At 42.3% G+C, this 24633-nt stretch carries 25 protein-coding genes, 1 tRNA gene and 2 pseudogenes; 17 read left to right on the top strand and 11 right to left on the bottom strand.

Annotated features, from left to right (window positions below):
- Positions 1–74: 74 nt before the first annotated feature.
- Positions 75–1019, top strand: a complete 945-nt coding sequence (locus HYN46_RS08195) for a DUF58 domain-containing protein (RefSeq protein WP_114898927.1) — start codon at positions 75–77, stop codon at positions 1017–1019.
- A gap of 5 nt (positions 1020–1024) precedes the next feature.
- Entirely contained in the window at positions 1025–3064 is a 2040-nt protein-coding gene (locus HYN46_RS08190; protein WP_162818129.1) for a transglutaminase family protein, read from the top strand.
- A 61-nt stretch (positions 3065–3125) separates the two neighbouring features.
- Here HYN46_RS08190 and HYN46_RS08185 read toward each other — a convergent pair whose 3' ends face one another.
- The gene (locus HYN46_RS08185; RefSeq protein ID WP_114898925.1) at positions 3126–3326 is read right to left on the bottom strand and encodes a hypothetical protein; all 201 of its coding nucleotides are present in this window, start codon (positions 3324–3326) and stop codon (positions 3126–3128) included.
- 388 nt (positions 3327–3714) lie between these two features.
- On the opposite strand from HYN46_RS08185, the gene HYN46_RS08180 reads away from it, so the two are divergent.
- Complete coding sequence (locus HYN46_RS08180; RefSeq protein ID WP_114898924.1) at positions 3715–4539, top strand: DHHA1 domain-containing protein; 825 nt, start codon at positions 3715–3717, stop codon at positions 4537–4539.
- A gap of 269 nt (positions 4540–4808) precedes the next feature.
- A pseudogene (locus tag HYN46_RS08175) lies at positions 4809–5009 on the top strand (N-acetylmuramidase domain-containing protein); the annotation flags it as partial.
- Between the two features lie 2 nt (positions 5010–5011).
- Here the strand turns inward: HYN46_RS08175 and HYN46_RS08170 are convergent.
- From HYN46_RS08170 to HYN46_RS17605, 6 genes and pseudogenes are all read right to left on the bottom strand, one after another.
- Complete coding sequence (locus HYN46_RS08170; protein ID WP_114898922.1) at positions 5012–5212, bottom strand: hypothetical protein; 201 nt, start codon at positions 5210–5212, stop codon at positions 5012–5014.
- A gap of 48 nt (positions 5213–5260) precedes the next feature.
- The gene (locus HYN46_RS08165; protein WP_114898921.1) at positions 5261–5848 is read right to left on the bottom strand and encodes a hypothetical protein; all 588 of its coding nucleotides are present in this window, start codon (positions 5846–5848) and stop codon (positions 5261–5263) included.
- 58 nt (positions 5849–5906) lie between these two features.
- Complete coding sequence (locus tag HYN46_RS17255) at positions 5907–6044, bottom strand: hypothetical protein (RefSeq protein ID WP_162818128.1); 138 nt, start codon at positions 6042–6044, stop codon at positions 5907–5909.
- Positions 6045–6307: 263 nt separating this feature from the next.
- Positions 6308–6751, bottom strand: coding sequence for a hypothetical protein (locus HYN46_RS17250; protein WP_162818127.1), 444 nt, complete (start codon positions 6749–6751; stop codon positions 6308–6310).
- A gap of 102 nt (positions 6752–6853) precedes the next feature.
- Positions 6854–6970 (bottom strand): annotated as a pseudogene (locus tag HYN46_RS17610) (hypothetical protein); the annotation flags it as partial.
- Positions 6928–7401 (bottom strand): SOS response-associated peptidase family protein, encoded by a 474-nt coding sequence (locus HYN46_RS17605; RefSeq protein WP_114898918.1) that lies wholly within the window; start codon positions 7399–7401, stop codon positions 6928–6930. The gene HYN46_RS17605 and the pseudogene HYN46_RS17610, both read right to left, overlap by 43 nt.
- 134 nt (positions 7402–7535) lie before the next feature.
- Here HYN46_RS17605 and HYN46_RS08145 point away from each other — a divergent pair, with 134 nt between their 5' ends.
- Entirely contained in the window at positions 7536–8096 is a 561-nt protein-coding gene (locus tag HYN46_RS08145) for a phage tail protein (RefSeq protein WP_114898917.1), read from the top strand.
- A gap of 222 nt (positions 8097–8318) precedes the next feature.
- Here HYN46_RS08145 and HYN46_RS08140 read toward each other — a convergent pair.
- Positions 8319–8395, bottom strand: a tRNA-Val gene (locus HYN46_RS08140).
- Positions 8396–8616: 221 nt separating this feature from the next.
- On the bottom strand, positions 8617–9375 hold the full coding sequence (locus HYN46_RS08135) for an ion transporter (protein WP_114898916.1): 759 nt from the start codon (positions 9373–9375) through the stop codon (positions 8617–8619).
- Between the two features lie 277 nt (positions 9376–9652).
- Between HYN46_RS08135 and HYN46_RS17245 the strand changes: the two genes are divergently transcribed.
- On the top strand, positions 9653–9808 hold the full coding sequence (locus tag HYN46_RS17245; protein WP_162818125.1) for a hypothetical protein: 156 nt from the start codon (positions 9653–9655) through the stop codon (positions 9806–9808).
- A 37-nt stretch (positions 9809–9845) separates the two neighbouring features.
- Here the strand turns inward: HYN46_RS17245 and HYN46_RS08130 are convergent, their stop codons facing one another.
- Positions 9846–10499 carry a TetR/AcrR family transcriptional regulator gene (locus tag HYN46_RS08130; RefSeq protein WP_114898915.1) on the bottom strand — a complete coding sequence of 218 codons (654 nt, stop codon included), beginning with the start codon at positions 10497–10499 and terminating at the stop codon, positions 9846–9848.
- A 240-nt stretch (positions 10500–10739) separates the two neighbouring features.
- Here HYN46_RS08130 and HYN46_RS08125 point away from each other — a divergent pair, with 240 nt between their 5' ends.
- Together HYN46_RS08125 and HYN46_RS08120 are read left to right on the top strand one after the other, a co-directional pair.
- The gene (locus HYN46_RS08125) at positions 10740–12776 is read left to right on the top strand and encodes an FAD-dependent oxidoreductase (protein ID WP_407640779.1); all 2037 of its coding nucleotides are present in this window, start codon (positions 10740–10742) and stop codon (positions 12774–12776) included.
- Between the two features lie 527 nt (positions 12777–13303).
- On the top strand, positions 13304–13696 hold the full coding sequence (locus HYN46_RS08120) for a YbaY family lipoprotein (protein WP_114898914.1): 393 nt from the start codon (positions 13304–13306) through the stop codon (positions 13694–13696).
- A 488-nt stretch (positions 13697–14184) separates the two neighbouring features.
- Here the strand turns inward: HYN46_RS08120 and HYN46_RS08110 are convergent, their stop codons facing one another.
- Positions 14185–14493, bottom strand: a complete 309-nt coding sequence (locus HYN46_RS08110) for a hypothetical protein (protein ID WP_114898912.1) — start codon at positions 14491–14493, stop codon at positions 14185–14187.
- A gap of 676 nt (positions 14494–15169) precedes the next feature.
- Here HYN46_RS08110 and mnmG point away from each other — a divergent pair.
- The 9 genes from mnmG to kdsB all read left to right on the top strand — a co-directional run bounded on the left by mnmG (position 15170) and on the right by kdsB (position 24602).
- Complete coding sequence (gene mnmG, locus HYN46_RS08105; protein WP_114898911.1) at positions 15170–17047, top strand: tRNA uridine-5-carboxymethylaminomethyl(34) synthesis enzyme MnmG; 1878 nt, start codon at positions 15170–15172, stop codon at positions 17045–17047.
- A gap of 230 nt (positions 17048–17277) precedes the next feature.
- Complete coding sequence (gene rsmG / locus HYN46_RS08100; RefSeq protein WP_114898910.1) at positions 17278–17916, top strand: 16S rRNA (guanine(527)-N(7))-methyltransferase RsmG; 639 nt, start codon at positions 17278–17280, stop codon at positions 17914–17916.
- Between the two features lie 79 nt (positions 17917–17995).
- Positions 17996–18802 (top strand): ParA family protein, encoded by an 807-nt coding sequence (locus HYN46_RS08095; protein ID WP_114898909.1) that lies wholly within the window; start codon positions 17996–17998, stop codon positions 18800–18802.
- On the top strand, positions 18799–19701 hold the full coding sequence (locus HYN46_RS08090) for a ParB/RepB/Spo0J family partition protein (protein ID WP_114898908.1): 903 nt from the start codon (positions 18799–18801) through the stop codon (positions 19699–19701). Before HYN46_RS08095 ends, HYN46_RS08090 begins: the two co-directional genes overlap by 4 nt.
- 84 nt (positions 19702–19785) lie before the next feature.
- Entirely contained in the window at positions 19786–20535 is a 750-nt protein-coding gene (locus HYN46_RS08085) for a MotA/TolQ/ExbB proton channel family protein (RefSeq protein WP_114898907.1), read from the top strand.
- A complete protein-coding gene (locus HYN46_RS08080) occupies positions 20532–20954 on the top strand; it encodes an ExbD/TolR family protein (RefSeq protein ID WP_114898906.1) in 423 nt (140 codons plus the stop codon). The genes HYN46_RS08085 and HYN46_RS08080 overlap by 4 nt, the downstream gene beginning before the upstream one ends.
- A complete protein-coding gene (gene msbA / locus HYN46_RS08075) occupies positions 20955–22697 on the top strand; it encodes a lipid A export permease/ATP-binding protein MsbA (RefSeq protein ID WP_114898905.1) in 1743 nt (580 codons plus the stop codon).
- Between the two features lie 57 nt (positions 22698–22754).
- A complete protein-coding gene (gene lpxK / locus HYN46_RS08070; RefSeq protein ID WP_114898904.1) occupies positions 22755–23804 on the top strand; it encodes a tetraacyldisaccharide 4'-kinase in 1050 nt (349 codons plus the stop codon).
- A 36-nt stretch (positions 23805–23840) separates the two neighbouring features.
- Positions 23841–24602, top strand: coding sequence for a 3-deoxy-manno-octulosonate cytidylyltransferase (gene kdsB, locus HYN46_RS08065; RefSeq protein WP_114898903.1), 762 nt, complete (start codon positions 23841–23843; stop codon positions 24600–24602).
- Positions 24603–24633: the final 31 nt, after the last annotated feature.

Below are 24633 nucleotides of genomic sequence, written 5' to 3'. Positions count from 1 at the left end.
GTTAAAGTTGATGCACCTTATTATGCGGATGCATCGACTATTTAAATCGAATAATTAAACATTATGGATGATTCATGGCTGTTCAGGGATGGTTTCAACAAAAAACTCAAGCTTGGCAAAACAGACGTTTGCCGGCTATTCAGCAAATCAAACTGACTCAAAAGCAAATTTTTATCTTTTTAACTAAAGAAGGCGGTTTGCTTACTCTCATGATGCTGGCTATCTTTATCGCGGGTGTCAATTATGCGAACAATCTTGTTTTAGGATTATGCTTCTTCCTCGGCAGCACTGTCATTGTAACCATCCATTATACGTTCAATAACTTATCTGGTTTACTTCTTGAAGCCGTCGATGCAACTGACAGTGAAGCAGGTGGGTATACGGAGTATCGAATTCGTTTGACTCCCCATGGTCGAAAGTTTCCTTACCAAATCCAACTGGTTTGGGATAATCAGCATCAAATCATCGAACACTTGGATCGTCCAGTTTTATTAAGCTTCACACTATCAACGCCTGATCGTGGACGTTTCTTACCACCACGACTGCGCGTCGCAACCGTCTATCCACTAGGGATTTTAAGGGCATGGACCTATGTCCGCTTCAATCTGGCGGCTTGGGTATCCCCTAAACCAATTGCAGGAATTCTGCATGGCGAAAGCGCGATGGCAGACGAGGATGATGAAGCCGTTATGCGTGTAGCAGGATCCAGCGAGTTTGATGATCTCAGAGAGTTTGTGCCCGGTGAATCGCTATCTAGAGTTTCATGGACACACGTTGCACGTGGCCAAGGAACTTATACCAAACAATTCTCGGATGCACATAGTCGAGAGCAAATACTTGATTATAAGGATATGTACGGGGGACATGAGCTACGATTGTCAAAACTCGCATATTGGGTTAAGAAGATGACTGATGAGCAGATCGCTTTTGAATTAAAAGTCTTAGGTCGCTCACTTCCTCTGGGGCAGGGGCTCGCTCACCAAGCTATGGCATTACGTTTGCTCGCGGAGATTCAGTGATGCGATTGAACGCCAAAGATATTGTCATGCTTGTTCAACTTCTTGTGGTTTTGCCACACGCAGAACATTTACCTTATTGGCTTTTACTGATCGCTATTTTTTCTATTCTTATACAATTGTCTTTTGTTCATCAGCGTCTTTTTACACTATCTCTGCGCATGCAGAAGATACTGCAAGGGGTTGTTTTCTTGTCAGGGTTGTTTGGAATTTTTCAGACTTTTCATACGATACTTGGACTAGAAGCCGGCACTGCGTTTTTAATAATTTGTTTGTTGGGCAAGCTATTTGAGGTGAATACGCGCCGTGATGCCTATGTTGTATTGACGTTAGGATTGTTTGTTACTGCTGGGTTATTTTTATTTGATCAAGGGCTTATGACCACAGTTTTGGTCGTATTGGCAACCTGCAGCATATTCTATGCGATGATGATGCAGAATATCGTCGTTAATGAGTCACAATCAATACAAGTTATTCGAACGGATGTGAGCGGCGTTAGCCATTACCATGCGCTTAAAACTATTTTTTTTATAGTAAGCATTGCCGTACCGCTCATGGTTATTTTGTTCATTTTTTTCCCTAGGATATCCCCAATCTGGTCCATTCATTTGAACCAAGATCAGGCTAAGACGGGAATGAGTGACAGCATGTCACCTGGTGACATTGCAAATTTAAGTCAATCCACTGAACTCGCATTTCGTGCGGTATTCCAAGGTCCTATCCCCGCTAATGCTGAGCTTTATTGGCGTGGTCTTGTACTAGGTACTTTTGATGGAAGAACATGGAGTCCGACGAAAGATGCACGGTTAAAAGCGACCCAATGGGGGACTCAGTCGATTCCTCCTTGGCTTGCCCACGGGGTAACTTTAAAGACTCGTGAACCAACAAAATATTCTATTACTGTAGAACCAACGCAACAGCCTTGGCTTTTTGCACTGAATTTTCCTGTTGGAGAAGATTCGGATGTCGGCTTAACGCGTGAATATACGGTTCAAGCATCCGATGACATCAGACAAAGAACAACTTACAAACTTTTGCGTTTTAATACACAGACAATAGATGCAGACTTGCCGGCGTGGTTAGCACAAGATACTTTGCAGCTTCCAGAAAATGGGAATCCACAAAGCCGTACTTTTGCACACAATTTATTTAAACAAGCTAATGGAAACCCAGAACTCTATGCCAGTTATGTGACAAATTGGATAAGGCATGAGAATTTTGTTTATACCTTACAACCACCACCACTAAGTGGTGATCGAATTGATGAATTTTTATTTAAAACTAGACGTGGTTTTTGCGAGCATTACTCCTCGGCATTTACTTTTCTAATGCGTGCAGCAGGCATTCCTGCGCGAGTGGTAGTGGGTTATCAGGGCGGCCAGCTAGGTCGGGATGGCCATAGCCTAGAGATCCGGCAGATGGATGCTCATGCTTGGAGTGAAATATGGCTTACCGGGCGAGGCTGGGTTCGTTATGACCCAACTGCAGCGATTGCTCCTGATCGCATTGAACGCGGTATGGGCGCGCTGACCTCACAAAACCCGACCATGTTCGGAGATGGGCTTGCAGGGACACTTCGCTATAACCAATTTAAGTTTTTTGGGCAGGCACGTCAGTGGGTGGACTATGCAAAATACTTATGGCAACGAGATGTCGTCGGTTTTGATCAAACACGTCAGAACGATTTTTTATTTAAATTTTTAGGCTTGCGTTCACAAGTGATGCAGATCTTTGTGATGTTTATGATTTTTGCTTTGGTATTAGCTATTGTGGTTTTCGTGCAATTGCGTCGCAAACGACCAAAGTGGCATCCACTCGATATCCCCTTGATCAACTTATCGCGTCGCCTGAACAAGCAAGGATTGGCTCGAAATGATCATGAAGGCATGTTGCAATGGTTAAAGCGTGTTGAGCTTGCAGGATATGAACACCAGGCTAAAAAAATAGCCTCTATTTATCGTACCGCGCGCTATAGCCCAGATTTATTTTCTGAAAAAGAATCGATAAAAGAGATGATGATGATCGTGAGAAGATGGCGTAAAGAGTAACGTCCGTGTGACTCTTTGATATTACATTGCTTAAAGCCATTGTTGAATATGGTCTCTCAGCTCAGAGAGAAGGAAGCAAGTTCATAATCCGCGTATTACGAAATATGCCTAGATTTTGGCGTCTACGGCGGATCTCGGATGTTGGTCTTTGTAGCATCTCTGCCAGAATTTCTAACGAAAGATCTTGGTTGTCTTTCAGAAACTGGTCCATGGTTGAGTTTCGGTCTATGGGGTCAAAGTCTGTCTGTATCGTTTTAGCCATCAGGTTAATCCTTAAATTGGATGAGTTTTGATTAAAATACACTCAGCAGAAGCATAAACCATGCCTATCTTTTGAAAATTTGGGTGAGCGGTATGTTATGAGTGACGAACGTTGTTTTTGTAAATTATTTTCTAATTTTTTAGATGAAGTAACATCTTTCACAGAAATCAATGAGGTTTAGAACGGGCTAAACCGAATCTTGCAAATGTCAACAAATAACAAATTTTGTCACTTAAATGGTTTTATTCAGAACTGATGCTGGCTTTACAATTCGTAATAAAAAAACCATTTAACAATTTTAAATGGGGTACTTTTGATTATTAAACCGCTAGTGTATTCATCAAGCCCCCTTACCAGTACAATCGAAATAAGATTGAGGGGAATTGAATTGACCAAACCACTAGTTATTTACCATGGCAAATGTGCCGACGGCTTTACAGCTGCATGGGTGTTTTATAAGAAGTTCGGAAATAGCGTTGATTTTCATCCGGGTGTGTTTTCGGAAGCACCACCTGATGCAACTGATCGTATCGTTTACCTTGTCGATTTTAGCTATAAACGTGCAGTTGTCGAGGCCATGATCAGCATTGCTACGAAAGTTGTGCTGATTGACCATCATAAGACTGCTCTTGAAGATTTGGCAGGTTTAGAAGATCTAGAGTGGTTCACAGACAATAACCGCAGTGGAGCACAATTGGCTTGGGATTATTTATACCCATTAGAAGATTCGCCATTGTTGGTTAAATACGTTCAAGACCGCGATTTGTGGCAGTTCCAACTAGATCACACCCGCGAAATTACTTCTTATGTGTTTGCCTTCGATCAAACTTTTGAAAATTGGGATAAATTGGATCAGGTCATTAGCAAAGACTTAAATGTGGCTATTCAGGCCGGTAATGCGATGGCATTGAAGCAGCGTAAGGATCTACGGGACATACTTGATCAAGTTACTCGCACAATGGAGATTGCTGGTCATCTCGTGCCTACGGCTAATGTTCCGTTTACCTTTAGCAGCGACGCAGGTCACATTTTGTCAGAAGGGCATCCATTTGCCGCCTGCTATACCGATACAAAGGATCATCGTGCGTTTAGTTTGCGATCAAATGATGCCGGTCTTGATGTGGCAGTGATTGCCGCTGAGTTTGGTGGCGGCGGTCATCGAAATGCAGCAGGGTTTAAGGTGCCACGGAATCATCCGTTAGCGATGCTCTAACTCAGTAAATTGAGTGATCCTAGTGGAAGGCGAATAAGGCTTCGAGCGGGGGTGAGTATATGAAAGCATTCGAACCCTCTACCTCTTACACCCCATGTAAGTTTAACAATTAATTCCCAGAAAATACCTCCGATGAACCCCGAAAACAAAAAAGCCACTTAGTGAATTAACACTAAGTGACTATTTTATCTACCCAATTTGGTAGGCGTAACTGGACTCGAACCAGCGCCCCCCACAATGTCAATGAGGCACTAGCTGAATATATATAATTGCAGGTATTTATTAACGCAATGTACAAAGATGAAGCGAGCCAACTTGATGCGATGATTAGATATATCAAGGTGAATAAGTTGGTTTCTTCATTGAATCGTCATGACTGGGCTGGGTTTGCTCGTTCATACAACGGACCAGATTTTGCCAAGAATCAATATGATTTAAAGCTGTTGCAGGCTTATAAATTCATTAAATAGTTTTATCTTTTATTTTTAACTTTAGGTTTTATAAAAGATGCTTTATTAGCCTTAATTAAAGCATCTAGTTCACTCTGATTTTGTCCTTTAGGCTGTTTGATCGCGGTTGCCAAATTCGATATTGGACTTCTTGCATCTTTAAGTTGTTGGTTCGCAGGATTCTCTTCTGGAAAATCCTCAAAGTATTCTGACCATTCGCCCATAGTTTACGCTCCAATTATTGTTAGCCTACCCATCAACTTTTATTTAGACTAATCTAAATTATTTTCCTTTAATAATTTTAGATCATTAGATCTACTTGCTTCAATAACTTTTGATGCGATCATATGGTGTTCATTTATACATGTGATTGCTACGTCTTCAAATTTATCTTTTGCGTTTAATTTTTTATCAGAATTCATAAATACTCTAAATGAATTTTCAAAATTTCTTCGAGAATCTTTTAGATTTTCAATATTAATATCAGGAAGATACATGTTAATTAAATAAAGTAATTCAAAATAAGTAATAACATGAATGGATAATTCTGATTCAATAGTTTTTCTAATTTCTGATTCGTTTTCAGAATCATTTAAACTATCAATTAATGATGTTATGAGTAAAATTGATTTAGTTGAATTGACAATATGTTCCAATATATTGTGTCGTTTTAGTACTAATATTTCATACCTCTTGAGTAGCAATTCTTTCTTGTGATCCTTTTTTTGACGTGCGTCAAATCGCCATTGAGTGTAAAAAACAGCGATTACTGCAGCCAAACCTACAAAAATGGTCCAATCGAAGGAAGAGATAGATGTCGTCGTTGTATGAGTAATTGTATGCGATAGTGTGGGAGACATTTTTATGCTGTGTTAGGAGAATTCGAGAATTCAATTAGAATAAAATTATATTAATAAATCAATGTTTTTCTGAAAGACGAATAACAGCTTTAGCCCTTCTTAAGATACCCAATGTAGCGCACCGATCGGTGATCTCATCCTCGGTGCGCTGCAGTCTCTTTGCCTGATCCTTGATCGGCATATCTTGGTTTTCCATCAAGAATATATCTCCATCCTTATGAGCTTTTATTAACAAGTTTTACAATTGGAAAGCTTCGCAGCTTAATGAGATGATTCGATATATCAAAGTCATCCTCCATTTTTCTTAGAAATTTCACTAAAAAGAGAGTCTTGAGTAGTATTGTCCTTTAAGACTGTATTTTCGAATTCAACACCGCCTTCAACGGTTAGTCTACAATATTTATGGAAATCAGATAAATATGGTTTTGCTGAGGTAGGATCTATTCCTTCCATTATTTTTCAAAATTGACCAGCAAGTTTGGAAAAAGGGCTATTTATTAGGTTAGTTTGAGCTGTTAAAAGGTGTTCAAAATAAATTTTCACAAGCAAAGATATTTTTGCATTGATTCTGACTGAATCTAGATATGTTTGATGAACAACTTCAAATTTTCCGCTTCCTCGAATCCACTTTGAACAAGCATTAGTGAGATTGGTCACTACAAATTGTAAATTACTCAGTTCAGAAACAAGTTCTTCTTTTTTATCATAGAAGCGTTCTCTGGACTTTATCATTTCATCTTGTTGGTGATCTACTCTTTGTCGATCATCTAACCGCCATTGACTGCAAACAACAGCATAGATGGCGAGGCAACCTGTTATTATTGTAGCGGTAGGTTGAATTAATATTGTCCAATCAAAATTAGGTGAATGTGTTGTTATTGCAGTTGAAATTGTTAATGGCACAATGTAATCCCTTTTAAAGCTTTGGTTATTCTCAATATTCCTAATGTAGCACGACTGTTGGTAATTTCATCCATTGACCGTAGGAGTATTTCCGCTTTCTCATTAATTCGCTCGAGGTACTTCATTAATATTTGATAGGTAGTTAGGAGAGCGGTTGCCCTGCTTCATGTTCGTTTTCATCTGTGGACGTGCCACGATACCAATGCAAACTGCAGTTTTTCCATATTTACTGCATACGCTCTAAAGTGATCTGACCAATGATCCCATATAGCGGCAACAGTAAAGGGCTCATGGTCTTGGCGCTCAATCCGTGTCCGAACAGCTTTGCCAGTCTCGTAAGATGGTTCAAAAAATGAATGCATTGGAACCAGTGCATATTGATTCTCTCTCCATGCTGTACGATAGCTAGGTTTTGTCGCTACTGTTTCAAGCTGGGCATTGTAGGTATGTTTAGAAAAACTTATTGTCTCTGCCCATTCCGGTACTAAGCCAAACAGAGCTTGTCGCCATTCGAAATCATCTTGAAGCCCGGATATGAGAATAGGGCATAGATCAGCGGGGTAGGCTTCTTTGACGAAGTCAAACCTTGGTTGAACCAAACCTAGATTTATGATTTCTGAAGGACGGATAGGTTCGTAGTTTGCGCACATTATTTTGTCACTATACCCGATAATATCTTTCTAATAATATATCAAAAAAAATATTGACCAATATTTATTCAAAGATTATATAGGCATTACACATTAATTTTGATGTGTGAGTGACAAAATAAAAGGATAAAAATATGCCAAATACAAATAGAACAGCTCCGACCGACACCAATCGCGACAGCCCAGAAAATATCCCTATAGGTGCAATCATGATGTGGCCAGGCATTGACAACCAGCTACCTAGTAACTGGATGATTTGTGATGGCAAATCATTACTAAAACGCGATTATTCTGTATTGCAATCCAGACTTGGAAAATATTGGAACAAAGATTCAGGTGACTCAAGTGATTACTTTAACCTTCCAGATTTAAGAGGAGTTTTCTTACGAGGCGTGAACGCAGAAAGAGCTGATGCGTTTCGAGATCCAGACGTAGCAAATAGAATAAGAGTGAATTCTGATACCACGAATACCTTAAACAGACCGGGTACATTCCAAACTTCTGCGAACTTAACACATTACCATGGCCTTATTGTTGGCGGTGGATCTAACGGCCCCCGAGAGGCTATCTCTATTGATACTCATTGGGATGCGGCATATAACAATAAGTTTGGGGCATCTCATACCGCTGAAGCAGGCGGAACTGAATCCCGTCCAGTAAATGCTTATGTCTATTACATAATCAAGGTGAAATAAAATAGTCCAAGCCTAGCCGAGAGCTCTTATTCTTAGATAGGAGCTTTTTTATCCAAGCGTGTAGAGATCATGGGTGGTATTTGAGCAGAGTTTGTTTAGATTATCCATGATTTCTAACTTTTAGAAAGGGATATAACAAATAATTAATTCGCAGAAAATACGCAGAAAACAAAAAAGCCACTTAGCGAATTAACACTAAGTGACTATTTTATCTACCAAATTTGGTAGGCGTAACTGGACTCGAACCAGCGACCCCCACCATGTCAAGGTGGTGCTCTAACCAGCTGAGCTATACGCCTGTCGTGGTGCGAGATTCTAGGGAAAATATACGCCAGACGCAACAGAAAAAAGAACTAATTTGATAAATCTTTGGTCTTTATTGATCTTTTGCTTAATTTTCATTCCGTTGAGTTTATTTTACAAGCAATTTGTTCTGACTTTAGGTATCAGTCACTAGTTTTATAATTTTTAAGATGACCCATTGGAAGTGGGTCTAATTATAAATTTTAATCATTATAGGTTAATCACTTTCCTTCTCCTGTTCTTGTGCATCAATCGCAGCTCGAAGTTGTTCAACATTTACACGGAGCATGTTTGACACCAGTGCATCAGTACGTGAATCTTTTAAAATGCTTTCTGTAACTCTCAAAACCGCATTGATCACGCTTTCAACAATTTCATCATGGTAGGGTAGCCAAGATAAACGACCCGTTTGCGGATCTGACTTCAACTTTTCCAAGACCATTGCTCGCAATAGTCCTTCATCTTCGGCAAGGGCACGTGCAATATTGTCAGTATAAGTGCCCTTGACTAGAACATCTGCGACCCGATCCAGTACCGCAATAGTGACTAGACCACTAATCGCATTAACCACGGTATTCTTTAGACGATTCACTAAACGATATGTGAAACCCTCTCCAAGAATACGATCAATCGCACGTCCAAATCGTGCAAGAATGAGCAATGCACGTAACCAAGGGTAAGGGTGCATTATAGAGTTAGAAATGGGGATCATCCCCAAGATGGCATACCAATTACGACCGAGGTACTTAAGAGTCCAGCCATCCTTTAACCAGCGCCAAAAAAATTCAGCGGCAAAAATTGAACACACTGAATAATCAGTCAACCTAATGATCATAAGTTCAAATTGGCTCACATGTGCGAAATTTTGCCAAATGAGTAGACCTAATGAAATCATTGCAAGCAGGAATAATATCCAGTCTATAGCTCGGCCATTAATCAACGGGGCTTTGGGCTCTGTACTTTGCGTTTCGATCATTATGTTGAATTTCCCTTGTCTAGATAAGATCCTAATGTTTGAAGTTTATACTGTTTTTTTTATTGAAAAATATAGTGATGATTTGCACTGTGAACATAAATCAAAACGGGTGTAATCTGCTTTTAATATTAAAATTTAAACCTGAAGATTACACGAAGTCTCTGTAAAAATATAAAGGGATGACAACTTGCAAACGTGACTTGGGTATTGCAGAAAGAGTATAGGCGTAGACTATAAAACATAGTGTCAATTTTGGCTCTATATTGAGGTTACAGTTATGTCAACAATCCCAGGCGACAAACCACCGGTACCTACATCTACCTCCAAGCTACCATCTGAAGCGGAGAACAAGCCCGTGCAAGGGGAGAGTAAGGATAAATTTGAATTCGTTAAGCCTATTGAGACTAAGCCTGAAATCCCTCTGGCTATTTAAATTGATTAAAATAAAAACCTGTCTATATGGCAGGTTTTTAACTTTTTTGAGCTAGCGACATCTGATTTTTAAATATCGCATCAATCAAGCCATCAATATCATCAGTCAGACGTTTGAACTGGCCATTTAAGATCAAAACACTTAAGCCATGCACCAGACTCCATGCTTGAGAAGCAAAGACGATGACGCGCGGATCTTTCGGTTCAAGCTTGATGGCGGATGAGACGATTTCGATCAAATTTTTATAGATTTGATCGGCGGCGGCGTTGAGCTCGGGGCTATGATTTCCAGCGGTAAAACGTCCAAACATCAGTTGAAATAGCGCAGGGTTTTTAATTGCAAAATTAACATAAGCGCGACCCGTATTTCGGAATTGGCGCTCAGGATTTTGATCTTGTTCCGCTACAATCAATTGATCACGCATGAGAATTTGACAACCCTCTACAGCCAAGGCAACCATTAACGCATCTTTATTTTCAAAATGTCGATATGCCGCATTGGTTGATACACCAACTTCTCTGGCAAGCTCCCGCAGACTGATTTCAGCATTTTCACGACTCTCTAATAATTCAAGCCCTTTATCAATCAGCGATCGTCTTAAGTTGCCATGGTGATAATTATTTGCGTAATTTCTTGGCGCTGATTGTGAGTGAGCTACTAGAGGCTCAAGTTCGGATGTGCTGTTTGTCACCTTAAATTATCCTTCACATTAATATTTAGCCATCACGCTTACAGGCATTATAGCAGTTGTCCATTTTATCTATCCTATGCTGATTCGCACCAACACTTAAATAGCCTAATTCGATATTGACAATTTCAATTTTCTAATCTAATGTTGTCAGTGTACACATTAGCATGCTCAATGAAAATAATTTAAGCAACTAATGTAGAAAGTGATAAGTCGATGTCTTTTAAAGAGTGTAGATGACCCATGTCAATTGAAAAATTCCCCCATTTATTCCAACCGCTCGACCTTGGATTCACTCAACTCAAAAACCGTGTTGTCATGGGATCCATGCACACAGGTTTAGAGGATCGTTTTTACCAATATCCGAAACTTGCCGCATATTTTGGTGAACGTGCGAAAGGGGGAGTGGGTTTGATGATTACTGGGGGGATTTCTCCGAATCGTCAAGGATGGTTATTACCTTTTGGTGGAAGTATGAACTCGCCAACAGATGCGTTGAATCACCGCCTTGTTACTCGTGCAGTGCATAAGCATGGTGGAAAAATTCTAATGCAAATTTTGCATGCAGGCCGCTATGGCTATCAGCCTCTGGTTGTTTCTTCTAGCCCTATTAAATCTCCTATTTCCGTGTTTAAACCGCGCGAAATGAGTGAGCGCAACATTTTGTCGACGATTCAGGACTATGCGAATTGTGCAAGGATCGCGAAACTCGCTGGATATGACGGCGTAGAAATCATGGGGTCGGAAGGATACTTAATTAACCAATTCTTAAGCCGCCATGTCAATCAGCGTACAGATCGCTGGGGTGGAGATATCGAAAACCGCATGCGTTTTGCAGTTGAAATCGTTAAAGCCATCAGGGCAAAAGTAGGTGAAAAATTTATCATCTGTTTCCGTTTGTCATTGATTGATTTTGTCCATAACGGCAATACCATGAGTGAGGTGATTCAGGTTGCTAAAGCGCTTGAAAGTGCTGGTATCACACTGCTTAATACTGGAATTGGTTGGCATGAGGCGCGCGTGCCGACTATCGTCACTTCAGTACCCCGAGCTGCATTTGTTGACGTCACTGCTGCGGTACGTCAGCATATTCAGGTTCCAATTATTGCCAGCAATCGTATTAACATGCCTGATGTTGCCGAAGAGGTTCTGGCCAGTGGCAAGGCCGATATGGTACAAATGGCCCGTCCACTTCTTGCTGATCCAGAATGGGTCAATAAAGCGGCCACAAATCGTGTCGATGAAATCAACACCTGTATCGCCTGCAATCAAGCTTGCCTTGATCATTCGTTTGCCAATAAACGTGCATCATGCTTAGTTAACCCACAAGCATGCTATGAAACTGAACTACTCTACGTCAAAGCAAAGAAACCTCGGCGTATCGCTGTGGTAGGTGGTGGTGTGGCAGGCATGTCAGCAGCAACCGTTGCAGCGAGTCGCGGGCATCAGGTCACGTTATTTGAAGCTCAGGATGACATAGGTGGGCAATTTAACCTCGCCAAGGTCGTTCCTGGAAAAGAAGAGTTTCACGAAACGATTCGCTATTTCAAAAAAATGATCCACAAGACTGGTGTAGACCTTCGTTTAAATACGCAAGTTAGTCGTGAGCAGCTTGAACGCGAAGGTTATGACGACGTGATTGTGGCAACAGGCGTGGTACCACGACCACTTAAATTAGAAGGTAGTGAATTACCACAGGTTCTGAGTTATGCCGAAGTATTAAGAGGGGCAGCGGTAGGCTCTCGTGTTGCTGTGATCGGAGCTGGTGGTATTGGTTTTGATGTGAGTGAGTTTCTCTTACGACATCCAGAGACCCCTCAGCCACAACCATTGGCGGATTGGCAACAAGAGTGGGGAGTCGATAGCCAAGCTAATTACGACAGTGAAGGAGGCTTAGTACGTCCACAACTGCACCCGCCTTATCGTCAAATTTACTTGTTACAAAGAAAAACTACGAGCGTTGGAGCGGGACTCGGCAAAACATCTGGTTGGGTTCATCGTGCAGCGGTCAAAAAGGGTGGGGTAAAAATGATGCGTGGCGTCAGTTATGACCGCGTTAGTAGTGAGGGCCTTTGGATTACTGTGGATGGACAGCAACAATTATTGCGTGTTGATACCATCGTTGTATGTGCAGGTCAAGAGTCCGTAAGGGCGCTCTATCCAACTGATGATATAGTGACTCGTGCCAAATATCACATTATCGGTGGTGCAAAGTTGGCTGCAGAGCTGGATGCAAAACGGGCTATTCGTGATGGCGCTGAATTAGCGGCTTTATTGTAGTTTATTAGATAACAAATATTGCTCTCATTGCTTCAATGAGAGCAATATCTCCAAGGCAATCTCATGCGACTTTAAAAATATAAGCACCATTTGATTGAAACAAAATTTATGCTTCAACACATAGCGTTGTCAGCATTACTTACTGACGGCATAACTGTTCTTTTCTGATTCGATCTTTTCGATTAATTTTGGCGTACTTATAAAATAATTACAGCTGCTGCATACACAGCCATCGATTCGATCTTTTCTTTCTCGATTTGGAACTGCCTTGAATTCATGTTTACCGCATTTGGGACATTGAATATCGCATCTATCCATGATAATCGCCACTATCGTTCAAATAATGAACATTGTTTATAGCATATCTTCTAATGCTAAAACAGCCATAGCCTGTAGCATCGACTGTCAGTTCATGTATTAAAATAATTACGGATCTGTTTCCGACTTATCTTTTACAAAGCATTAACGCATGATAAACAAGTAGGATAGGCTCTTTATTATGATTGTAAATTGTGTTCAGGAGTTTTATGAAGTTACCTATTAAAGCTTTGGTAGTGATCGCAATGTTTACTGCATTAGCAGCGCCAGCATATGCGGAAAAAGACTGCAAATTGCTGGTCTCAGGTCTTGTACAGGGTCCTAAGTCAGCCAAAATACCCACAGGCTCAGTACTTGAACTTTCACTGTATGATTCCGGCATAGCAGATGCTCCAGCTTCAATAACCACTTCAGCATCCATCAAACGAACAGTACATGGTAAATTCCCGATTCGATTCAAAATAGGGTCCAATCATTGCATGCATATGCCCGCAGTATCGGCATCCATACGAAAAGACTCCCGCTTACTTTTTATCAACGATACGACTATTCCTGCTGAAACTGGGAAAAAAGTGCTATTGCCAGTGATCCGCGTCAAATAAATGCATTCGATCAAACTTAAGAGGTAAGTGATGGTGAATTTAGCGGCCTCTTAAGTTTGAGCGATATTCGATTTGTTATTTTTTGATGCTTAAATGATCAATTTGAAAGTTTTAATATATATTTATTGTGCTGTAGTTTTCTAATCTTTTATCTTAAGGAAAAGGAAAAATGTTCAAGCAAATATTATCGATTGTGATTTTGGCTGGAGTCATGACTGCGCCAATAGCTGCGCAAGCAGAACTTATTGACAAAACTACCACTCGACCAACCCATCATCATGTTCACAAGCATCATTCTTATAAACATTCCAAACACCATTCTTATAAGCACCACCATCGCGCTAAGCATCACCATCATGCTTACAAAGATAGCCATCATAGAACAACTAGCTTACCGGCTCGGCCTAACGACAGACCTAACATGTGAGTTAAGCACCCAAGAAAAACCCGCAAACAATGCGGGTTTTTCTTGCAAATTAATTAAAGATTTACAATGATAAAATCAGATACGGGACAATAAGATAAATAGCCAGCAAAACAAGCATGATTATGATTGCGACTAAACTCTTATTTTCACCAGGAATTTTCACCCCGACAGGAGTATGGTCAACAATACGAAGTGCAGTGTAGATCGAAAAAAAGAAACCCAAAACTGGAAAAATGAGATCCTGGGTAATAAATTGGATAATTTTAGAACCGAATTGTTCACCACCGAAATATGCAAGTAATCCTGCGATCAGAAGAACAAATAACCAAGGAAGCTTCATATACTTGTTGGTAATCGGTTTGGTTGGCATAGGTCAATCCCCTGTAGTCAAAGTCAGTCTTAAGCTAAAATATAGTCTGTCATGCAAGTCGATTATCATTTCCCCATCCAAGCCTATCCAGAGCTTCATGAATCAGATATCCGAAGCACTCCACATCGTAATAGGATACCCTTATAGTATGTCTGTAATATAACACCTTATCTAAACCGTCTTTTACGGCATTGTCACTTCATTGTTTTTAAATATTATTATGTAGATATGAAGTGAAAAGATTAATTCATGAATATAAAAAAATCGTATATTAAGTTTTACATCAGCACGCTTTTACATCTGAAAACTGTGAATAGTTGCAACACAAGCTTAGTGCTTTGCTATGAACTCTAGCAAGTTCAATACCAATTATCACCATGCTTTGGTGAAAAAATAAACCTAAAAGACCGCAGGTCAATGAAGAGATCAAAAATAAAGAATAAATTAATAAAGTTATACATTGAAGCCTTAAGGCCGCATTTTTAGCCATAGCCAACCTAACTTTACACACATGAATTATTAATTTTTAATTAAAATAATGACATAAGAATATCGCTACCGAAGAACTAGCACGGCTTTTTATGTTTTTGGTATAATCTTCAAGATTATCACCCCATATGGCCATTTTGCCTACTTCCACTCTTTAAATACTGATTGAACACCTGAGGTCACCATCATGCATTACCCAAAATCATACGATGTCATCGTCATTGGCGGTGGACACGCGGGTACTGAGGCTGCGCTTGCTGCAGCGCGGATGGGGCGTCAGACGCTACTGCTGACCCATAATATCGAAACATTGGGACAAATGAGCTGTAATCCAGCGATAGGTGGGATTGGCAAGTCCCATCTAGTTCGAGAAATTGATGCAATGGGCGGCGCTATGGCGCTTGCAACCGATCACGCTGGCATTCAGTTCCGTGTGTTAAATAGCCGCAAGGGTGCAGCTGTTCGCGCCACTCGCGCACAGGCGGATCGTATTTTGTACAAAGCTGCGATTCGTTCAATGCTCGAAAATCAACCGAACCTTGATATTTTCCAACAAGCTGCAGATGATCTCATTGTGGAAGGCGATACAGTAAAAGGGGTGGTTACTCAATCTGGTATTCGCTTTGATGCTCGGACTGTCGTGCTGACTAGCGGCACCTTCTTAGGCGGTATTATCCATATTGGTATGCAACAATCCCGCGGTGGGCGTGCAGGAGACCCTCCCTCTATTGCACTTGCAGACCGTTTACGTGAACTTAAACTGCCTGTAGGGCGTTTAAAAACGGGAACGCCGCCACGAATCGATGCAAAGAGTGTCGATTTTTCAGTGATGATTCCACAGCCAGGTGATACACCATTGCCGGTGATGTCTTTTATGGGTGATGTATCCATGCATCCACGCCAAGTGAACTGCTGGATGACACACACTAACCTAGAAACACACGATATTATCCGCAGTGGTTTGGATCGTTCGCCGATGTATACAGGTGTGATCGAAGGGGTAGGCCCACGTTACTGTCCATCGATTGAGGATAAGATTCATCGCTTTGCAGATAAAGACAGTCACCAGATTTTTATTGAACCTGAAGGCTTAAATACGCACGAGTTATATCCTAACGGCATTTCAACCAGCTTACCGTTTGATATTCAACTGCGTCTGGTTCGTTCAATGAAAGGGCTTGAAAATGCTCATATCACGCGTCCCGGCTATGCAATCGAATATGACTACTTCAACCCTCAAAACTTAAAACCAACCCTTGAGACCAAATCGATCAATAATTTGTACTTTGCGGGTCAGATTAATGGCACTACAGGGTATGAGGAGGCAGGAGCTCAGGGTCTACTTGCTGGGCTCAATGCTGCACGCCGTGCAGTTGATGAAGAAAGCTGGACACCAAGCCGTGACCAAGCTTATTTGGGCGTTATGGTTGATGACCTGATCACCCATGGAACCAAAGAACCCTACCGTATGTTTACAAGCCGTGCTGAATATCGTCTAATGCTGCGTGAAGATAATGCCGATCAACGTCTCACTGAAGCAGGTCGTAAGCTGGGCTTGGTCAGTGATGAGCGCTGGGCGGCATACTGTGAAAAAGTTGAATCGATTGAGCGCGAATCTGCACGCTTAAAAGGGCTGTGGGCCACCCCAAATAACAAGTTAGGCATGGCATTCATCGCGCAAACTGGTGAAGTCTTGAATCGTGAAAATAATGCTTACGACTTGTTAAAGCGCCCTGATGTCACTTTTGCGCAGATTGCTGAATTGACCGGTTCTAATGTTGCTCCAATGGTTGGTGAACAAATCGAAATTGCCGTGAAATATTCAGGTTATATCGATCGTCAGCAAGATGATGTGGCACATCTAAAACGTTATGAAGAAACAGCCCTACCTGTTGATTTTGATTACGATGCGGTATCTGGGTTGTCACGCGAAATTACCATGAAACTTAAAGCTGTTCGTCCAGCGACACTCGCACAGGCAGGACGTATTCAGGGTGTGACCCCAGCAGCGGTACAATTACTGCTGATCATGATCAAACGCCAAGGTATCAAACAGGCTGGTTGAGCGTGCTAAACTTACAAGAGCCATTTTGAAGAATGGCTCTTGTAGCCCTCGTTTAGCTCAACTCAAAAAATGTGCTAACACCATATCAGTTTGACGCATTCGAAAAAAAATATTTGATTGATATTTAAAAAATTTATTGAGAAAGTCTTAATATTTTCTTTATCAAAATATTCGCATGCCTTACATCCTGCTATCATTCACCCCTAGATTTTTCAAAGCAAAAAAAGACTATGCATCCTTTATTTTCCAAGCTCAAAGATGGCTCACTTAAACTCGGTTTGGAATTGTCCGACGATACACTGAGTAAATTACTGCAGTATCAAGATAATCTATCGTTGTGGAATAAAGCTTATAACTTAACAGCAATTCGTGATCCTAAGGAGATGCTAGTCAAGCACCTGCTTGATAGTTTAAGTATTATTCCTCATTTACCTGAAGGGCGATTATTGGATGTCGGGACTGGTGGGGGGTTACCAGGTTTCGTTATTGCCATTGTTCAACCAGAGAGAGACTGTGTTCTTTTGGATAGTAATGGCAAAAAAATTCGTTTCTTGCGCCAAATGACTGCAGATATGAAAATGCCAAATGTATTGCCAGTACAAGCCCGTATTGAAGAACCGCAAACATTAGCTGATTTAGGTCAATTCAATGTGGTCACCAGCCGCGCATTTGCTGCACTGTCTGATTTTGTGCGCGACTGTGCTGTGTATTTAAAGCCAAATGCCGTACTTGCTGCGATGAAAGGCCTGATCCCTAGGGAAGAAATGGCAGATATGGATAGCTGGGATCAGCAGACTATTACGCTTACAGTTCCAGCTCTAGATGAACAAAGGCATTTGATTTTACTGACTAAAAAAATGACTGCCTAAAAAAGTGACAAACGCAATTGCGAACATCCTTTAATATATCTCAACTTTACTATGTGTAACCTTTCGGAATTGAATGAACATGACCGACATATCTCCTCGAAAGAGACCTGAAATTTGGGCTGTGGCAAACCAAAAGGGCGGGGTCGGAAAAACAACGACGGCTGTCAATTTAGCCGCATCATTGGGTGTACTGAAAAAAAGAGTTTTACTTATCGATTTGGATCCACAAGGCAATGCCACAATGGGGTCTGGGTTACAGAAAACAGAACTGCCTTATAGTGTGACCGATGTCTTACTCGAAGTTGCGCCAATTGAAGCGGTTATTCAGCCAACTCAAGTGGGTTATCGGTTAATGGGCTCAAACCGTGATTTGGCTGGTGTTGAGATTTCATTGTTTGAACGAACAGAACGAGAATTTATTTTAAAGACGGCATTAGCAAAAGTCGAAGATCAGTACGATTTTATTTTAATTGATTGCGCACCAAGTCTCAATTTGCTGACTATTAATGCATTAAGTGCTGCAACAGGGGTGATTATTCCTATGCAGTGTGAGTATTATGCACTAGAGGGCCTGGCGGACCTATCTGCCACGATAGATCGCATACGTGACGCCTTAAATCCTGAGCTAAAAATTCGTGGCGTTTTACGCACCATGTTTGATCCGCGTAATACCCTTGCAAATGACGTGTCTCAAGAATTGTCAGTGCATTTTGGTAATTTAATGCTGGAAACGATTATTCCTCGTAATGTGCGTTTAGCTGAAGCGCCTGCACATGGGATGCCTGTCATGTTTTATGAAAAAGGTTCGCGGGGAGCTTTATCTTATTTGAGTGCAGCGGCTGAACTTGTGCGCACGGGTAAGCTTAAAAAAGGAAAGTCTCTATGATTCGTAAGCGTGGCCTTGCGCAAGGGCGTGGTCTTGATGCATTGTTGGGTTCAATTAAACAGGTTCGAGAGGAAGTAGCGGAAACTCATACTCTAACACCTGCGAATGCAGCGTTACTTGAGATATCGTTGGATCAGTTGCAGCGTGGGGTCTATCAACCCCGTCGTGAAATTGCACCAGAAAGTCTAACGGATCTTGCTGATTCGATTAAGCGTCATGGTGTCATGCAACCGATTGTAGTACGGCGTATTGGCGGCTCTGATGATGAAGCACAATATGAAATCATCGCCGGTGAGCGTCGTTGGCGTGCAGCCCGAATAGCGGGTCTTAGCGTTATTCCTGCGATCATTCGTGACCTGCCGGACGAATTAGCGATTGCCTTGGCGTTGATTGAAAACATTCAACGTGAAGATTTAAGTCCAATGGAACAGGCGTTTGCACTTCAACGCTTCCATGATGAATTTGGTATGAGTCATCAGGAAATAGCTGAAACAGTCGGAAAGGCGCGTGCGACAGTTAGTAATTTGCTACGTTTAATGAGTTTGAATGAAGAAGTGAAGACCATGCTGGATCACGGTGATCTGGATATGGGACATGCGCGTGCACTGCTTGCGTTGACTCTCGAAGATCAAAGTATTATTGCTCGTGTAGTGGTAGGTCGTGGTTTATCAGTTCGTCAAACTGAGCAGTTAATTCGTGAGCGATTAAATCCACCTGCAGCAAAACCAGTTCGTGTGGCGCCTGCAGATATCGGGGATTTGGAACGACGTCTTGCTGAGCGATTAGGCGCTCGTGTTGAGTTAAGTCACAATCCTAAGGGAAAAGGAAAATTGGTCATTCGCTATCACTCATTAGATGAGCTTGACGGTATTTTGGCTGTAATGTCGGTTCAACCTTGATCCGACATTATTTGCTAGGTTGACCTTGTTGTTTACAGTTGTTGATGTCTATGGATAATTTAACCAAAATTAGGAAGATTTAAGATGTGGGAGTTAATTAAGGCTGGCGGCTGGCTGATGTTTCCGTTAGTCATCTGCTCAATTGCTGCACTTGCAATTATCATAGAACGCGGAATCCGTTTACAGCACAAAAAAGTCGCACCAAACGGCCTCGTTCAATCATTGGAACCAAAGCTCAAACAAGGCACATTAACTACGGAAGAGTTAGCCGCTTTACGGCTCAGTTCACCACTCGGTGATTTGTTGGCAACAGGCATTCAGTATTCAAGTGGTGGACTTGAGTACATGACCTTGCAGATACAAAACCGTGCCAGTACGCTCATCCATCGTTTAGAGAAGCATCTTAATCTGCTGGGCACCATTGGTAATATTGCCCCTTTGCTGGGCTTGCTTGGGACTGTTTTGGGTATTATTGAATCCTTCTTAGCAGTTAATGTCGGCGGAAATACAGATCCAGCGATGCTTGCGGCAGGGATTTCTCAAGCGCTGATGTCTACAGCGGCAGGCATGTTCGTCGCTATTCCTGCCTTGATTGCTTATCGTTACTATCAACGAAAAGTTGCAGATCTTGCCGTGGAAATGGAAGAGCAGTCGGGTATTTTGCTCCATCTTATTCATGGGGTTCCTCAGCAAGCGAGTATTGCTGTTGTGTCGTTGCCTACTGAGAACATTCATCACGCTCCCTCGCATCCTCATTCTGCGGATACTGCTGGATCGGTATTTGCTCAAAAAATTGCACCAACACCTACAGCTGTGAAACAGAGTCAATCATGAAATTCCGGAAACCTCAGGTTGAGGAAATCTCGATTAATTTAACGCCTATGATTGATTGCTTGTTGTTTCTCGTTGTTTTTTTATTGGTTTCGACAAGTTTTAATAAATATAGTCGTTTGAATCTCGTACTGCCTCAGGCCACAGGTGTGCCTGAAGTAAAACGCCCTCAGAAAATTGAAGTGGGTGTTGATGCAAAAGGTGCTTATACTGTAAACGGGAAGCCATTAGTCACAGATAGCGAAGATGAGCTGCGTACAGCAATTGATACCGCAAGTCACGGTGATCGTACTCGACCACTTGTTATTGCTGCAGATGGTCGCGCTTCTCATCAGTCTGTGGTGAGAGTTATGGATGTTTCTGGCAAACTAGGGTTCGTTAATTTAAATATCAGTACGCGAATTCCGATGGGGAGTAAGTAATTGTCAGGTTTTGCAGTTTATCATCGGCTATTGACGTATTTAAAACCCTATTGGTGGGCCGGTCTTTTGGCGTTGCTCGGCAATATCATTGCTGCAGCGACAGAAGTCAGCAGTGCCAGACTTATCCAATATATTATTGATGCGATTAATCAGCAGGATCAACATGCAAAAAACCTGTTTCCACTTCTCATCATTATCCTGATTTTCTTCCGTGGGGTTGGTTCATTTGTCGGTGGATATTATATTTCCGTCATAGCGCGTAGCGTGGTGCATAACCTACGTGTGGAGGTCTTTGATCGCTTACTGACACTCTCCCCTGAATACTATCTGGCACATGCCAGTGGTTATCTGTCGTCAAAAATTATTTATGATGTAGAGCAGGTCGCGTTTGCATCGACTGAAGCAGCTAAGACCATCTTAAAAGAAGGTTTAACCGTCATTGGCTTACTCGGCTATATGTTCTGGATTAACTGGCGCTTGTCTTTAATGCTGATTATCATCGCACCGCTAGTTGGTTTCCTTGTGCGCAAAGCCAGTAAAAGAATGCGAAAACTGGCACATCAAATGCAAAATGCGATGGGTGAAGTCAGTCATATTGTCAATGAATCAATTAATGGCTACACCGTTGTCAAAAACTACGGTGGACAAGCCTATGAACGCGAACGGTTTCGTCGCGCCTCAGCTGAGAATCTGAAAAGAGGTTTAAAGATGGTCGTTACAAGCGGCCTAAACTCACCGATTATTCAGCTCCTCATGGCATTCGTAATGGCAGCTGTGGTCTGGATAGCACTAAGACCTGAAATCTTGGGAGCGACGACCAGTGCAGGAGCATTCGTTTCTTTCATCGGTGCGGCCGCAATGCTGAGCAAACCACTGCGTGCCTTAACTGATGTAAATGAAAAAATTCAGCGTGGGATCTCCGCTGCGCATTCCGTGTTTGAGATGATAGATACACCTCCTGAAGAAGATCAAGGCAAGCTGGTAAAACCATTAGTCGGTCAGATCACTTTTGAACATGTTGGTTTTTCATATTCGGATAATACTGCCGCTCTGACAGATATTAATCTAACCATTAATGCTGGGGAAACTGTCGCACTTGTAGGGCGCTCAGGTGCAGGAAAAACCACACTGATCAATCTACTCATGCGTTTTCAAAATATTAGCAGCGGTCAATTACTCTTAGACGGAGTACCAATTAAAGACTTCACGCTTGAAAGTCTGCGTAGCCAGATTGCGACTGTCGGACAGCAAGTCATTTTATTTGATCAAACCGTGCGTGAAAATATCGCCTATGGGCAGCTTTCCAATAAGTCCGATGCAGAAGTGCGTGCAGCGGCTAAGGATGCATTTGCAGATCAGTTTATCGATGCACTTCCTCAGGGCTTTGATACGCTGATTGGCGCAAGCGGTATGTCTTTATCTGGTGGTCAGCGTCAAAGATTGGCAATCGCGCGAGCGCTGCTCAAAGACGCGCCTATACTCATTTTAGATGAGGCGACCAGTGCGCTGGATAATGAATCAGAGCATTATATTCAACAAGCCTTGACACATGCCATGCATGGTCGGACGACTCTTGTGATTGCGCATCGTTTATCGACCATAGAACAAGCTGATCGAATCGTTGTCATGGACAAAGGTCGCATCGTGGAGCAAGGGACCCACGCAGATCTCTTAGCTCAAAATGGCTTATATGCGCAGCTCCATCAACGCGAGTTCGTAGATGTTGTCACAAGCAATGACTAGGACATTTTTCAAGATATTATTGATTCTTGATGTTACCTCGTATCAAGGATGGGTGTGATGAGTCTGCGCACGGCATTACCAAGAGCATGGGCTAATCAAGCACCGTGGCTGTTTTGGCTCCGTCCATTATCTGCACTCTATGCCGCTGTAACGGGGTTTCAAAGATTGCTCTATCGTTTAGACATCAAAAAAGCTTATGAATCACCCGTACCCGTTATGGTTATCGGTAATATTACCGTGGGTGGCAGCGGTAAAACGCCATTATTGATAGAGCTTGTTCGTTATTTACAACAAGAACAAAAGTTGGGTGTTGGTGTCATCAGTCGCGGTTATGGGGGAGAAGCGAGTACGTTCCCCCGCATCGTACATGCTGATGATTCAGCAAAAGTTGTCGGTGATGAGCCGCTACTCATTGTTCAACAAACTGGGGTACCAATGGCAGTTGGTGCGAATCGGCAGGCGGCAATTGAATGCCTATTAGCACACGTTGCCGCGGAAGGCTCGTCCCTCAACTTGATTTTGAGTGATGACGGTTTACAACATCTAGCTCTAGGTAGAAAGCTGGAGTGGATTGTTTTAGATGCCAATCGTGGAATAGGGAAGGGTTGGTTACTCCCAGCAGGCTTTCTTCGTGAAAGTCCAGATCGACTAAATACAGCCACTGTGATAGAGCATAGCGACTTCCCACTGACCGATGATCCAGAGGCAGGTCAGTCCATTTATCAGATGCGTTTAATTCCAGGAGATTTGCTACCCTTGGATCAATCAATGGATCCAAGGGCCGCGCCTCAGCCACCGCAGCGTGTTCATGCCGTCGCAGGTATTGGTAATCCGGCTCGATTCTTTACCAGTTTGAGGCACCTTGGATTTGACGTAATTGAGCATGCTTTTGCCGATCATCACCCTTATCAACTCAGTGATGTTCAGTTTAAAGATACTCTTCCAATCATTACCACGGCTAAAGATGCCCAGCGTCTACAAGGGCTTATTCAGCAAGCCTGGATACTACCGGTAAAAGCATGGCTATCTCCAGCTTGCTACTCCCTGCTGTATCGTCAACTCTTAGAAATTGGCGTTCTACCAGATCGACGACAAATTCAGCGTTAATATTTAAAATTTTCTTTGCGAGTTTTAGGAAAAATTATGCGTCATATTGTCATCCCAACTCGCTTTGCGAGTAGCCGCTTACCTGGTAAGCCTTTATTGGACTTGTGGGGTAAACCAATGGTTCTCCGCGTTGTTGATCAGGCACGCAAAGTTCAAGGGATGGATAGCCTGTGTGTGGCGACAGATGATGAACGAATAGCACAGGTCTGTCGAGATGCAGGCGTTGATGTTGTGATGACTTCAGCGGATCACCCCTCTGGAACAGATCGTCTTGCTGAGGTGGCTCGAATACAAGGATGGGATGCCAATGATCTCATCGTCAATGTACAAGGGGATGAGCCATTACTACCACCTGTACTGATTGAGCAGGTGGCAGCACTACTTGATGCACAGCCACAATGCGCAATGGCGACCTTATGTGAGCCTATACTCCATGTCGATGAATACCTACGTAGCAGTATCGTGAAAGTAGCCCGCAGTCTGACTGGAGAGGCCCTCTATTTTAGCCGTGCTACTGTTCCTTATGATCGGGATGGCTTTAAAGAAGGAGTGAACCATGTGCCTGCTTCAGCACGTAGACATTTAGGACTTTATGCTTATCGTGTATCGCTACTTCAGGATTACGTGAGCTGGCCTGTCGGTGTCCTAGAGCAGCTTGAGAGTCTGGAGCAATTACGTGTTCTTGAACATGGACGAAGGATCGCGATAGCGGACGCTGTGGTCTCGATGCCAGGTGGTGTAGATACTCCTGATGATTTGGATCGTATACGCGCACTGGGCGCTTCGGTTTACCTTTAATATCGTTTTATTGCTCCACTCTTTTCTTATT

Origin of the sequence: Aquirhabdus parva, assembly GCF_003351745.1 — a bacterium.
GTDB lineage: Bacteria > Pseudomonadota > Gammaproteobacteria > Pseudomonadales > Moraxellaceae > Aquirhabdus > Aquirhabdus parva.
Note: the sequence above shows the minus strand (reverse complement) of the source record. Positions and strands in the feature narration are given on the sequence as shown.

Bases quoted from the DNA above. Each gene is read 5' to 3' on its own strand.
- HYN46_RS08080 (WP_114898906.1), top strand. From the start codon at position 20,532: ATGAAATTCCGGAAACCTCAGGTTGAGGAAATCTCGATTAATTTAACG.
- HYN46_RS08170 (WP_114898922.1), bottom strand. From the start codon at position 5,212: ATGGGCGAATGGTCAGAATACTTTGAGGATTTTCCAGAAGAGAATCCT.
- HYN46_RS17605 (WP_114898918.1), bottom strand. From the start codon at position 7,401: ATGTGCGCAAACTACGAACCTATCCGTCCTTCAGAAATCATAAATCTA.
- HYN46_RS17245 (WP_162818125.1), top strand. From the start codon at position 9,653: ATGTCAACAATCCCAGGCGACAAACCACCGGTACCTACATCTACCTCC.
- lpxK (WP_114898904.1), top strand. From the start codon at position 22,755: ATGAGTCTGCGCACGGCATTACCAAGAGCATGGGCTAATCAAGCACCG.
- kdsB (WP_114898903.1), top strand. From the start codon at position 23,841: ATGCGTCATATTGTCATCCCAACTCGCTTTGCGAGTAGCCGCTTACCT.
- HYN46_RS08110 (WP_114898912.1), bottom strand. From the start codon at position 14,493: ATGCCAACCAAACCGATTACCAACAAGTATATGAAGCTTCCTTGGTTA.
- HYN46_RS08125 (WP_407640779.1), top strand. From the start codon at position 10,740: ATGTCAATTGAAAAATTCCCCCATTTATTCCAACCGCTCGACCTTGGA.
- HYN46_RS08135 (WP_114898916.1), bottom strand. From the start codon at position 9,375: ATGATCGAAACGCAAAGTACAGAGCCCAAAGCCCCGTTGATTAATGGC.
- HYN46_RS08085 (WP_114898907.1), top strand. From the start codon at position 19,786: ATGTGGGAGTTAATTAAGGCTGGCGGCTGGCTGATGTTTCCGTTAGTC.
- HYN46_RS08195 (WP_114898927.1), top strand. From the start codon at position 75: ATGGCTGTTCAGGGATGGTTTCAACAAAAAACTCAAGCTTGGCAAAAC.
- HYN46_RS08165 (WP_114898921.1), bottom strand. From the start codon at position 5,848: ATGTCTCCCACACTATCGCATACAATTACTCATACAACGACGACATCT.
- HYN46_RS08185 (WP_114898925.1), bottom strand. From the start codon at position 3,326: ATGGCTAAAACGATACAGACAGACTTTGACCCCATAGACCGAAACTCA.
- HYN46_RS08145 (WP_114898917.1), top strand. From the start codon at position 7,536: ATGCCAAATACAAATAGAACAGCTCCGACCGACACCAATCGCGACAGC.
- HYN46_RS08120 (WP_114898914.1), top strand. From the start codon at position 13,304: ATGAAGTTACCTATTAAAGCTTTGGTAGTGATCGCAATGTTTACTGCA.
- HYN46_RS17255 (WP_162818128.1), bottom strand. From the start codon at position 6,044: ATGGAAAACCAAGATATGCCGATCAAGGATCAGGCAAAGAGACTGCAG.
- HYN46_RS08090 (WP_114898908.1), top strand. From the start codon at position 18,799: ATGATTCGTAAGCGTGGCCTTGCGCAAGGGCGTGGTCTTGATGCATTG.
- HYN46_RS08095 (WP_114898909.1), top strand. From the start codon at position 17,996: ATGACCGACATATCTCCTCGAAAGAGACCTGAAATTTGGGCTGTGGCA.
- rsmG (WP_114898910.1), top strand. From the start codon at position 17,278: ATGCATCCTTTATTTTCCAAGCTCAAAGATGGCTCACTTAAACTCGGT.
- mnmG (WP_114898911.1), top strand. From the start codon at position 15,170: ATGCATTACCCAAAATCATACGATGTCATCGTCATTGGCGGTGGACAC.